This is a genomic window from Saccharothrix espanaensis DSM 44229, assembly GCF_000328705.1.
Lineage (GTDB): Bacteria > Actinomycetota > Actinomycetes > Mycobacteriales > Pseudonocardiaceae > Actinosynnema > Actinosynnema espanaense.
Genome location: NC_019673.1, coordinates 4,097,726 through 4,109,021, shown reverse-complemented (window position 1 = coordinate 4,109,021; position 11,296 = coordinate 4,097,726). Strand labels below are relative to the sequence as shown.

At 74.7% G+C, this 11,296-nt stretch carries 10 protein-coding genes and 1 pseudogene; 1 reads left to right on the top strand and 10 read right to left on the bottom strand.

Features of this window, described 5'->3' with window-relative positions:
- Positions 1-73: 73 nt before the first annotated feature.
- The 3 genes from BN6_RS18240 to BN6_RS18230 are packed head-to-tail and all read right to left on the bottom strand — an operon-like array spanning position 74 to position 3,196.
- Positions 74-895: an alpha/beta fold hydrolase gene (locus BN6_RS18240; protein ID WP_015101170.1), complete on the bottom strand. Its 822-nt coding sequence runs from the start codon at positions 893-895 to the stop codon at positions 74-76.
- Positions 888-2,174, bottom strand: coding sequence for a bifunctional o-acetylhomoserine/o-acetylserine sulfhydrylase (locus BN6_RS18235; protein ID WP_015101169.1), 1,287 nt, complete (start codon positions 2,172-2,174; stop codon positions 888-890). Before BN6_RS18235 ends, BN6_RS18240 begins: the two co-directional genes overlap by 8 nt.
- On the bottom strand, positions 2,171-3,196 hold the full coding sequence (locus BN6_RS18230; RefSeq protein WP_041313174.1) for an isopenicillin N synthase family dioxygenase: 1,026 nt from the start codon (positions 3,194-3,196) through the stop codon (positions 2,171-2,173). Before BN6_RS18230 ends, BN6_RS18235 begins: the two co-directional genes overlap by 4 nt.
- A gap of 519 nt (positions 3,197-3,715) precedes the next feature.
- Here BN6_RS18230 and BN6_RS18225 point away from each other — a divergent pair.
- Positions 3,716-3,994: a hypothetical protein gene (locus BN6_RS18225; RefSeq protein WP_015101166.1), complete on the top strand. Its 279-nt coding sequence runs from the start codon at positions 3,716-3,718 to the stop codon at positions 3,992-3,994.
- 250 nt (positions 3,995-4,244) lie between these two features.
- Here the strand turns inward: BN6_RS18225 and BN6_RS18220 are convergent, their stop codons facing one another.
- From BN6_RS18220 to BN6_RS48865, 7 genes and pseudogenes are all read right to left on the bottom strand, one after another.
- Entirely contained in the window at positions 4,245-5,804 is a 1,560-nt protein-coding gene (locus tag BN6_RS18220; protein ID WP_015101165.1) for an outer membrane protein assembly factor BamB family protein, read from the bottom strand.
- Between the two features lie 77 nt (positions 5,805-5,881).
- Positions 5,882-6,898, bottom strand: coding sequence for an alpha/beta fold hydrolase (locus BN6_RS18215; protein WP_015101164.1), 1,017 nt, complete (start codon positions 6,896-6,898; stop codon positions 5,882-5,884).
- A gap of 200 nt (positions 6,899-7,098) precedes the next feature.
- Positions 7,099-8,595 carry a class I adenylate-forming enzyme family protein gene (locus BN6_RS18210; RefSeq protein WP_015101163.1) on the bottom strand — a complete coding sequence of 499 codons (1,497 nt, stop codon included), beginning with the start codon at positions 8,593-8,595 and terminating at the stop codon, positions 7,099-7,101.
- Entirely contained in the window at positions 8,592-10,001 is a 1,410-nt protein-coding gene (locus tag BN6_RS18205) for a CoA transferase (protein WP_015101162.1), read from the bottom strand. The genes BN6_RS18210 and BN6_RS18205 overlap by 4 nt, the downstream gene beginning before the upstream one ends.
- Positions 9,998-10,642, bottom strand: coding sequence for a class I SAM-dependent methyltransferase (locus BN6_RS18200; protein WP_162164593.1), 645 nt, complete (start codon positions 10,640-10,642; stop codon positions 9,998-10,000). Before BN6_RS18200 ends, BN6_RS18205 begins: the two co-directional genes overlap by 4 nt.
- Positions 10,639-10,818 (bottom strand): hypothetical protein, encoded by a 180-nt coding sequence (locus BN6_RS47280; protein WP_041313168.1) that lies wholly within the window; start codon positions 10,816-10,818, stop codon positions 10,639-10,641. The genes BN6_RS18200 and BN6_RS47280 overlap by 4 nt, the downstream gene beginning before the upstream one ends.
- Before the next feature lie 70 nt (positions 10,819-10,888).
- Positions 10,889-11,041: pseudogene (locus tag BN6_RS48865) on the bottom strand (DegT/DnrJ/EryC1/StrS family aminotransferase); the annotation flags it as partial.
- Positions 11,042-11,296: the final 255 nt, after the last annotated feature.

The window sequence follows — 11,296 nt, the reverse complement described above, 5'->3', positions numbered from 1 at the left end:
GGTTCTCCTCGGTGCGGCGTCAGCGTCAGTGCCGGCGTCGGTGTCGGTCTCGGCGTCGGTCTCGGCGTCGGTGTCAGCCGCGGGTGTGCTGGGCGACGAAATCGGCGAAGACGCGGTGCACCTCGTCGCGGTCGATCTCGTTCAGGATGTTGTGCCGGTCCTCGGGGAAGACCGCCAGGCGCGCGTCCGGCAGCACGTCGGCCGCGCGGGCGGCGCTCGTCGCGGGGGCGAGGTCGTCCTCCGCGCCGTGCAGCAGCAGGACCGGCAGGTCCAGCTTCGGCACGGCGGCGTGCGTGCGCGGCGCGGCCTCGGTCAGCGCCCGCAGGGTTTCCCGGCGCAGGCCGCCCTGCCACGTCAGCGGGTCGTTGCGGAGCTGCTCGGCGTAGCCGGTGTGCCGGGTCATCTCGCCGGGGTCCTTGCGCAGGTCCCACGGGTCGACGCCGGAGGCGAGCAGCGCTTCCAGCGGTGACGCCTCGGGCAGCAGCGACGCACCCGTCAGCACCAGCGCGGCGGGCGCTTTCCCCGTGCCCAGCAAGCGTTCCGCGGTCAGCAGCGCCGCCACGGTCGCGCCCAGCGAGTGGCCCGCGAGGACGACCGGCAGGCCGGGGTGCCGGGCGCGGGCCAGGTCGAGCAACGTCTCGGCGTCGTCCAGCAGGTCGTCCACCGACTCGACCAGGACCCGTTCGCCCTCGCTGCGGCCGTGCCCGGCGTGGTCGTGCGCCCAGAACGCGAACCCGGTGGCGTTCAAAGCCGCCGCCAGCGGTTCGTAGCTGCCGATGTGCTCGCCCAAGCCGTGGAAGAAGACCACCGCGGCGTGCGGGTCGACCGGCACCCACTGTCCGAAGTGGACCTTCCCGGTGCGGCCCGCGAACCCACCCACCCGGAACTCACCCATCGGCGAGGCCCCGGCGCAGGTCGGCGATCAGGTCGCCGACGCCCTCGATGCCCACCGACAGCCGGATCAGGCCGGGCGTCACGCCGGAGGCCGCCTGCTGGTCCGGGGTGAGCTGCGCGTGCGTGGTGGACGCCGGGTGGATCGCCAGGCTGCGGACGTCGCCGATGTTGGCCAGGTGGCTGAACAGCTCCACCCGGTCCACGAACCGCCGCCCCGCCGCCACCCCGCCCGCCAGCTCGAACGACACGATCGCGCCGACCCCCAGCGGGTGGTAGCGCTTCGCGGCGTCGTGCCACGGGCTGTCGGGCAGGCCGGCGTAGTGCACCTCGGTCACCTGCGGCTGGTCGGCGAGCCACTCGGCGACCGCCCGCGCGTTCGCCACGTGCCGGTCCAGCCGCAACGACAACGTCTCGATTCCCTGCAACAGCAGGAAGCTGTTGAACGGCGACACCGCCGGACCCAGGTCCCGCACGAGCTTCGTGCGCAGCCGCAGGCTGTAGCCGACGTCGCCGAACTCCTGCCCGAACACCAGGCCGTGGGAGCTCGGGTCGGGTTCGTTGAGCTGCGGCCAGCGCGCCGGGTCGGCGGTGAAGTCGAACCGGCCGCCGTCGACCACGACGCCGCCGATGCCGCTGCCGTGACCGGACAGGAACTTGGTGGTGGAGTGGACGACGATGTCCGCGCCGTGCTCGAACGGCCGGGACAGGTACGGCGTCGGCACCGTGTTGTCCACCACGAGCGGCACGCCGGCCTGGTGCGCCACGTCCGCGACCGCCGCCACGTCCAGCACGTTCCCGCGCGGGTTTCCGACGCTCTCCGCGTAGAACGCCTTGGTCTCGGGCCGGACCGCGGCCCGCCACGCGGCCAGGTCGTCCGGGTCGCGCACGAAGTCGACCGTGATGCCCAGGTCGGCGAACGTGTACGCGAGCAGGTTGTACGTGCCGCCGTAGAGCGCGGCGGAGGACACGACGTGGTCGCCGGCGCGCGCGATGTTCAGCAGCGCCAACGTCGTCGCGGCCTGACCGCTGGCCACGGCGACCGCCGCCACCCCGCCCTCCAGGTCGGCGATCCGCTCCTCCACCACCAGCGTCGTCGGGTTGGACAACCGCGTGTAGGCGTGGCTTTCCAAGTCCCGCAACGCGAACACCTCGGCGGCGTGGTTCGCGTCCTCGAACGCGAACGACGTCGTCTGGTAGATCGGCGTGGCCCGCGCCCCGGTCGCCGGGTCGGGCCGGGCGCCCGCGTGGACCTGCCGCGTGTCGAACGACCAGCCGCTCATCCGCGCTCCGCCACGACGTCGGCCCACCAGCGCCGCGCCACCTCCGGGTGCGAGCGCAGCCAGCCGACCACCGCGTTGTCGCCGAACGCCGCGTGCAGCGGGTTGTCCGCCTCCTGGCTCACGCCGCGCGCCCCGGCCGCGAGGTCGGCGGGCAGTTCCAGCGGTTCCACCACGGCGTCCAGCCTGGGGCCCAGGAAGAACGGCACGGAGAACCGCTCCACCCCGGCGGGCGGGCTGACCACCCGGTGTCGGGTCGCGGTGAGGTAGCCCTGCGTGGCGATCTCCAGCATCTCGCCGATGTTGACCACGAAGCTGCCGGGGACCGGGGTGGCGTCGATCCAGCCGCCGTCGGCCGCCTGCACCTGCAGTCCGCCGACGTCGTCCTGTTGCAGCAGCGCCAGGTAGCCGTAGTCCTTATGCGCGCCCACGCCCTGGTCGACGTCGTCGGCCGGCCGCCCGGGGTAGCGGACGATCTTGACGTGGGTCGAGGCCTCCTCGTCGAACCAGGTGTCGAAGTAGCCCTCGTCCTGGCCCAGCGCGGCGGCCAGCGCGCGCAGCACCTCGCGGCTGACCCGCAGCGCTTCGGCCTGCCACGCCAACGTCGTCGTGCGCAGCGCGGGCAGCCCCCCGGGCCACTGGTTGGGCCCGATCAGCCGCCGCCACAGCGGTTCGCCGGTGCCGACCTCCAAGACCGCTCGTTCGGGGCCGATGTCGAGCTGTTCGCGCCAGTCCGGCACTCCCCCGGTGTACTCGTGCCCGGTGCGGGTGTAGCCGCGGAACTGGGGCGAGCGGAGGTTCTCGACGGCGAGCCGGTCCTCCAGCGGCAGTGCGAAGAACTCCCGCGCCACGGCGAAGATGCCCGAGGTCAGCTCCTCCGGCACGCCGTGCCCGACGACGTAGAAGAACCCGACCTCGTGCGCCGCGCGGCGCAGGTCGGCGAGGAACGCGGAGCGGTCGGCGGCGGGGCCGCGGAAGCGGGAGATGTCGATCAACGGCAGTGCGCGGGCGGTCGGGGAACTCACGATCGCGAGCGTAGGGTGCTCCGATCTGGCGGAACGGCCTTCCCACATCCCGGACACGCTTGCACGTTCGGGTGAACCGGGTGCACTGACCGTCGCCAGGGCGGGCGGGCATGATCGCGGACATGGTCGAAAGGCGGCGCAGAGCCGAGTTGTTCGCCCGGGACACCAGGTTCGACGGCCCCACCACGGGCGACGAGCGGGCCGTGCTGCTCGGTGTGCCGGCAGGTCAGCGGGCGACGCTGGAAGTCAAGTGGGCGCGGCGGTGGCGGCTTCGACGGCGCGGCAGCCGATCCGGCGCTGGTCGCCGAGGCGTTCACCCGCGACGCCCCGCACCTGGACCTGACGGGCCACGATTCGCGGCGTGGCGAGGTGTCGTTGCGGTGGGACTGTGAACCCCGCTCGGCTTTCCCGGTCTGCACCCCGGGAACCGCTGACTTTCCGTGGCTTTCCCGGCTCTTTCGTGCCCCGCAGTGACTTAGGTCCCTGCCACGGGCCGCCTCGCCGTGTGACGCTGCCGGGGTGGACAACAACCTCTACTGGCTCCGGCGGGCCATCGCCGAGCAGGTGTCCCCGCTCGCGTCCGAGTGGGCACCGGTGCTGTGGTCGGCCGAGCGGTCGTGCTGCTGCTCCGCCAAGCCCGCCGTCGTCGTGCTGGTGACGCTGCCCGACGACCCGGCCCACCCGGTGGACCTGCTGCTGTGCCGCTACCACCACGAGCGCTCCCGGGCCGCTCTCGCCGGTTCGGTCGTGTACGACGCCGGCGACGCGGCGCGCTGCCCGCCGCAACCGCAGCGCTGAACCCGTCGGGCGCAACCCCTTGGTGCGCCTGCGGTCAATCTGTTGCGGTGCGAACCGTGACGGAGTTCAAGCTGCCCCTCTACGGGGCCGACACCGAACGCGAATTCGTCCAGCGCAGCCATGCGTTCGTTCGTCCACGCCCTGCCGCCGCCGACCCGGCGCTGCCGGCCTGCCTGGCCGAACACCACGTGCCGCTGGAGGTCTGCCCGGCCTCGAACGTGCGGACCCGGCAGGTCGAATCGCCGGGTGACTACGCAGGCGCGCCCCCGGTGAGCCCGACCACCGGCGACGGGGTGCCGCCGGAGGTGCCCCGCGCGATCACGACCGCGCCCGGTGCGGCGACCAGGAACGACTCCGGCACGCTGCCCGAGCCGTCCATCCGCACCGGCACCGCGACCGCCGGCGATCCGTCCAAGCCTTGGAGCACCACGGTCACCTCACGCCCGTTGTCGGCGCACTTGCGCACGTACGTGGTCGCCGTGGTGACGTCATCGGTGCGGTCCCGGCACGCGGCCGGGTCGAGCGGGCGGCTGGTGCCGGCGGCCAGGTCGAGGACCTCGAGCTCCCGGGGTTCGGCCCCGTCCTGCACCTCCAGCAGCACCCGCGGGCCGCGGTCGGCCCGCACGACCCAGCGCGGATCGGCCCGGTGCAGCAGCTTCCCCGTCTCGGCGTCGAACAGGCCGCTGGTGACCGAACCGGGCAGCGCCCGGGTGGAGATCAGCCGCGCCGACACCACCGCGCCGTCCGGGGTGCCCGCGAGGTGGACGTCCAGCCGCCGGCGGTCGTCCTTGCCGAGCCCGACCTGGTGCTGCCACCGCTCGACGCCGGTCGCCTCGTCCAGCGCGACCAGCCGGGCGGCGTCCGGGCACTCGACGGGGGCCAGCACGGTGGTCTTGCCGCGCACCGCGCGCGCGTAGGGCGAGGTGCACCCGTCCGGCGGGGTCCAGCGCCACTTCTCGTCGCCGGTGACCAGGTCGTAGGCGGTGATCAGGTCCCGGTCCCGCAACGCCAGCGCGGTCGTGCCGGGCGCGATGTCCTCGATCTCGGCCACCACCGCCGGGACGACCTTCTCGAACCGCACGGCACCGGTGTCGGCGTCCAGCACCACCAGCAGGTCGTTGCGGGTGGCGAGCCGGGACCGGAAGGTCGCCACGACGGCCTTGCCGTCCTTCGACGCGGCCAGCGTGCCGACGAACGCGCCGTGCCGGGTGTAGCGCCACTGCTCGTCGCCGTCCGCGCCGTCCAGCGCGACGACGGCACCGCCGCCGACGCCGACGACCACCCCGTGCCCGGCCGCGACGACCCCGACGACGTCCGCCGGGGGCTGCCACGCCCACTGGCGCCCGGTCAGCTCCTCGGCGACCGGCGGCGGCGCGAAGTCCCGGGCGTCCCGGGTCACCGACTCGACGATCACCGCGTCGGCACCGGCGGGCGCGAGCACCGCGGCGGCCACCGCGACGACCGCCGCCAGCACCCCGACCGGCCGGGGCCGCCAACTGCCGGACAGGCCGACGCCGATCGCGACGGCCAGCGAGCCCACCGCCAACACCGGCAGGCGCGGCCCGGTCAACCCCGCGCCGACGTCGGTCACCAGCGCCCAGAGCACCAGGCCCAGGGCGACCACCGCGCCCAGCACGGCGGTGATCCGTGCGGCCCGGTGCCGCGCGAACCCGAGCGCGGCCACCGCGATCACGCCGACCGCCAGCCCGATGACCGGGCCGTCCACCGGTTCCGGGCGCGCGGCCCCGCCCGACAGGAACGGTGCGACGGCGGCGGTCGCCGCACCGACGAGCGTCAGATAACGCAGCATGTGGGGAACCTCCGTCGGTCAGACGGAAGATCGGCACCGCTCGTTCCCCAACCGGAGGTGAACTCCCGGTGTCGCGCTCACGGCGTGAAGTGAGCGTTCATCCAGTTCACCACGGCGGTGCGGTAGTCGGCGGCGTTGGGCGCGTAGCCGTGGCTGTGACCCGCCTGCGGCAACAGGAAAGCGTCCACCGGGGTGTTCGACGCGAAGTACAGGTCCTCGGAGTCCAGGAACGTCGTGCGGTCCTCGCACAGCGACGCGCAGAACAGCGAGTCCACCTGGCCGTTGACCACCAGGATCGGAACGGAGATCTCCCGGGTCAGCGGGCTCAGGAACGCCAGCGCCAGCAGGTCGGTCACGACCGTGGCGGGGAACTGGTCCTTGGTCGCCTCGTCGGCCGCGAGCACCGCCGGGTCGATCGCGCCCGGGTCGTGGAACACCCGGCGCGCACCCGGCGCCGTGGTGACGTAGCCGGGGTCCGAGCCGCGCTGCGCCAGCACCGGGTCCAGGACCGCCGGCCGGACGCCCTCCACGAAGACGCGGGCGACCTCCGGGAAGTTCACCGAGTGGCTGAACCCGGTGAGCACGACGCCGTCCACGTCCCGGTAGGTGGCCGCCTCGACCACCGCCAGTCCCGAGCCCATCGAGTGGCCGACCAGCACGACGCGGTCGAAGCGGTGGCCCAGGACGTGGCCGGCCCGCAGCTTGCCGACCACCTGGTGCACCACGGAAGCCTGGCTGACGCCGGTGACCAGGACGCTCGGCGGCTGGGAGCTCTCGCCCGAGCCGACGCAGTCCACGGCGAAGGTCGCGACCCCGCGCCGGGCCAGGTCGCGCTGGTAGGAGTACGAGCCGCCGTCGACCGGCAGGTCCCAGTACCGGCGGTTGTAGCTGGCACCGTGGAGGAGGAGTTGGACGGTGTCCGGAGAGGCCCCGGTGGGCAGGCACAGTTGGCCGTGCACGGTCTGGGTGAACAGGCCCAGCGACACCGGGAGGTCGGTCTCGGTGCACTCGACGGCGGAGTCGGCCCGCGCGGACGGGGCCAGCAGGGTGGCGACGAGCAGGAGTGACGCGGCCAAGGCGCGGAGTGGTCGCACTGCGAATCCTCTCGGGATTGCGTGGTGAGCGTCGGGGAGGGTGGCGAGCACGCTACAACCGTGGCAGTGGCCACCACTTTCAGGTCATGCCACTCACCTGGTCGAGTGACACAACCCGCCCGGAAAGACGCCACAGAGTGCGGATACCGACAGGATGCAGCCGCGACCCGGGCGCGTCGACCGCGCCCCGGGCGACCGCTTCACCGGGTTCCCCCGTGCCGTTCGGCGGCAAGCCTGGCCAACGTCCGCAGGCACACCTTCCCGGTGGGACCCACCGGGAAGTCGGGCAGCACCAACAGGAACTCGGGCAGCTTGTGCCGGGTCACCCCCTGCCGGTCGGCCAGGAACGCGGTGAGCTGCGGCAGGTCCGGGGCCGGGTGGCCGGGTTTCGGGCTCACGCACGCGCACAGCCGCTCGCCGAGTTCCCGGTCGGGCACCGGCACGCACGCGACCTCCGAGACACCGGGGTGCGCGCCCAGCGCCTGCTCGACCTCGGCGGGGCTGATCGGGTAGCCGCCCCGGATCACCACCCGCGCGAGCCGCCGCTCGACGTGCAGCACACCGCTCGCGTCGAACCGGCCCTGGTCGCCGGTGCGCACCCAGCCACCGGGCAGCCGGGGCGAGGGCACTCCGACGTGGCACAGCGGGGTCATCGGGCCCAGGCCGCAGATCTCGCCGTCGACCACCCGGATGTCGGCGACCGCCGGGTCCGGCCGGCCCGCCCCGTGCTCCGGGGTGGTGGTGTGGCAGTCGACGCCCTCCGGGGAGCCGTAGACGTCGACCACGTCGACGCCGAACGCCACCCGGCACGCCCGCAGCACCGGCGGCGGCAGGACATCACCGCCGGCCACCACCGCCCGCAGCGATGAGGTGTCCACAGTGGACGCGGCGGCGGCCATCCGGGCGAGCATCCCGGGCGCGCCGAACACGTGCGTCGGCCGCTGGCGGGCGACCACCCGCAACGCCGAGAGGGCGTCGAACCGGCGCATCAGCAGCACCGTGCCGCCGAACCGGCACAGCGTGACCGCCGCCCCGAACGACCCGAACGCCGACGACAGCGGCACCAGCACCAGGTCCCGCCACACCGCCGTGCCCCGGTGCACCGCCCGCAGGTGGTTGCCCCGGCCGCCGGCGACCGCGTTGTGCGAGTAGGCCACCATCGTCGGCTCGGCCCGCGGTCCGGACGAGACCAGGATCCGGGCCGGGGCCTCCGGGTCGACCGGCACCGGCCGCCAGACCGGCCCGCGCGCGCTCACCGGCAGCACCTTCCGCAGGTGCGGCAGTCCTTCCGGGCCGGGCGAGTCGGTGATCAGCGCGCTCGCCCGGGACCGGGCGAGCAGGCTCACCGCGTCGGCCAGGCCGCCCGCGAACGGCAGCGCGACCGCGCCGACCGCGGCCACGGCCAGTTCGGCGATCACCGCGTCCCGGCCGTTGGGCACCCGCACGCCGATGATGTCCGCCGGCCCGAACCCGTGCAGCGCGCCGGCCAGCCGGCGCACCTCGGCGTCGAGCGAGGCGTAGTCCAGCGCGCCCCGCTCGTCCACCACGGCGGTGCGCCGGGGGTGCCGGGCGACCCGGTCGCGCCACAGCGAGCAGAGGTCGAGGTCCGGGCAGTGGCCGGCCGCCACCCAGCCCCGGCGGGTCGCCTCGGGCACCAGGTCGCGCAGCTCGACACCGTTGGCGGAGCGCCAGGTCATCGCACGAACTCCCAGGGCGAGGCGGGGAACACGCACCCGTCCCGGACGAGCGCGCGGGCGAACCGGGGGTCGCGGCCCAGGCCCGCCAGGTCGGTGCGCACCGGCACGGTCAGCGGGGCCGCGCACCGGCCGCGCGACCGGGCGTTGAGCCGGGAGGCGGCCGAGAGCAGCGACGTCGCCACCGACCGGCCGCGCCCGGTGCGCACCCGCCGCAGCAGGCCGTCGACGATCCCGTGCGCCGCCACCAGCCCGCCGAACACCTCCACGACGGTCATCAGCGTCGGCGGCACGCCGGCGTGCGCCTGGACCAGGAAATCGCTGCCCGGCGGCGGTTCCGGGCCGAGTTCGCCGCCCCAGCCGGACGCGTGCGCGTAGACGATCCCCGGCCGCGCGCGGGCGACGTCCTCGGGTCCCAGCGCCCACGCGTCGGCGCGGCGCGGAGCCCAGTCGTGCAGGAACACGTCCGCCGCCGACGCCAGTTCCAGCGCGCAGCGCCGCCCGGCGGGCGTGCGCAGGTCGACCTCGACCACCTGCTTGCCCCGGTTCACCGCCAGGAAGCGCGCCGAGCAGTCGCCCGCCATCGGCGGCACGCCGCGCGACGGGTCGCCGCCCGGCGGCTCGATCCGCACCACGGTCGCGCCCAGCAGGCCCAGGAGGTGTCCCGCCAGCGGCCCCTGCACCCGCCGGCACGACTCCAGCACCACCAGACCGGACAACGGCGACGTGAGGCCCGCGTCCCGCCGCACCACGCCGCCCGGTGCCGAGCGCGAGGCGTCGCCCAGGGGCGTGGACCGGTAGGCGTGCAGGTGGTCCACGACCCGCGACGCCACCCGGACCAGCGTGGCCCCGGTCCGCCGCGCCACCTCCGCCACCTCCGCGATCGGCGTCAGCGCGGTCAGGTCGAGCAGCTCGGCGGGCAGCGGGCAGGTGGCCGTGGCGAACCGGTGCGGAAACGACCGCCACCCGTGTTCGACGGCCCGCCGCCCCGCGCCCAGTGCCGCCCAGAACCGCTGCCACACCTCGGCGTCCAGCACGTCCAGCTCGAACGCCACGCCCTCGGCCGAGCGGAACGGCGGCCCGCCCGGCTCGTGCCGCTCGGGCCGCGGCTCGGCGGTCGCCGCCGCCAGGTACTGCGACACGGCGAGCAACGCGGCCTGTGCCACCGACGTCGTCGCCGCCCGCAACGCGATGCCGCGCGCCCGCGCCACCTCCACCGCCGCCGCGCCGATCCCGGCCAGCTCGACCGCGGTGATCGACGCGTAGTCCAGGCCCAGCCTCGTGGGGCGGCCGAACCGGCGGCCGTGGACGTGCATCAGCCCGCACGCCGCCTGCACGTCCAGTTCGCCCGCCAGCGGCAGGTCCACCGGCCCGGCCCAGCTGACGGTCTCCAGCGCGGCAGCGGTCACGGCCGCCGCCCGTGCACCGAGTAGCGCACGCACGACGCGACCCGGAGCACCGGGTCGGCCGGCAGCGCGCGCAGCCGGTGCAGGTCCTGGTCGGTCATCCCGGCCTCGACCAGCCCGTCCCGCAGGAGGTGGGTGCGGTGCGCGAGCAGCCGCACGGCCGGCGAGCCGGCCCGCCACGGCTGTGTGACCGGCACCGGGTCGACGTCGACCAGGACCGGCGCGCAGGTCCGGTCGAACTCGTCGATCTGCGACCAGCCGCCGGGTTTGAGGCTGAGCACCGGCTTGCACAGCACCTCCTCCCGCTCGGGCAGGTGGGCCGGCACGAACCGGGCGTGCACCAGGTCGAACCCGCCCTCCGGCAGCAGCTCGCGCACGACGTCGTGCCGGCGCACGGTGAGCCCCGGCTCGGCCGGGACGTGCCGCGGGTCGAGGTCGGTGGCCGGCACCGACCCGGAGCGCCGCGCGAGCCACTGCGCCACGCTGCCGCCGCCCGCGCCGACCTCCAGGCACCGCCGGCCCTTGCGCACGCCCGTCTGGCCGAGCCGGGCCGGCGTGATCGGGTCGTAGGCGGCGGACAGGCAGCGGAACTGCTCGGTGGCGTGCAGCCCGTGCCCGGCGAAGGCGCACCCCGTCGCGGTCACACCCACCGCCCCGGGCAGGCCCGCGCGGCGACCACGACCCGCGACTGCGGCCGGCGCGCCGCGCCGAGCACCACGAACTGCACCATCTCGGGCACCCGTTCCTCCACTTCCCCCAACGACACGACGTGCCGGGTGGCGGCCTCGTCGGACAACGTCCGCGTGCCGTGCGGATTCACACGTGCTCCTTTGTGGACTCGGCGAGCACGCGGACGGCGGCCCGCCGGCCAGGACGACCGAGGGCGCGGTGGCCATGGACGAGAACGCGGGCATCACGACCTCGTCGCCGGGGCGCAGCCCGCACGCCCGGAGCAGCGGCACCGGCGCGTCCGTGCCACTGTCGACCCCGACGACGTGCCGGGCGCCGGTGCAGGCGGCTAACGCGCCCTCCGACTCGGCCACCTCGGCAGCCGGTGAACACCGGTCGTTCCGAATCGCCTCGACAATGCGCTCCCGCGTTATCGGCCACTGTCGGGAAAAGGTGGCGGATTGGGTGAAGAATGGGACGGGCAGCGCGCTCACCTCCGCTGTCGAAGCACGGTTCGGAGCGTATGGCAGGCGGTCCGGGGGGTGCTCGCACGCACCCGAGTTCACTCTTCCTGGTCAACTACGTCGAGCCGCGTTGACAGCACGCGCCCAGTCGTACAACGTCGTTAT

Excerpts from the sequence above, each read along its gene's own strand:
- BN6_RS18240 (WP_015101170.1), bottom strand. The coding sequence starts at position 895 with ATGGGTGAGTTCCGGGTGGGTGGGTTCGCGGGCCGCACCGGGAAGGTC.
- BN6_RS18235 (WP_015101169.1), bottom strand. The coding sequence starts at position 2,174 with ATGAGCGGCTGGTCGTTCGACACGCGGCAGGTCCACGCGGGCGCCCGG.
- BN6_RS18220 (WP_015101165.1), bottom strand. The coding sequence starts at position 5,804 with ATGCTGCGTTATCTGACGCTCGTCGGTGCGGCGACCGCCGCCGTCGCA.
- BN6_RS18210 (WP_015101163.1), bottom strand. The coding sequence starts at position 8,595 with ATGACCTGGCGCTCCGCCAACGGTGTCGAGCTGCGCGACCTGGTGCCC.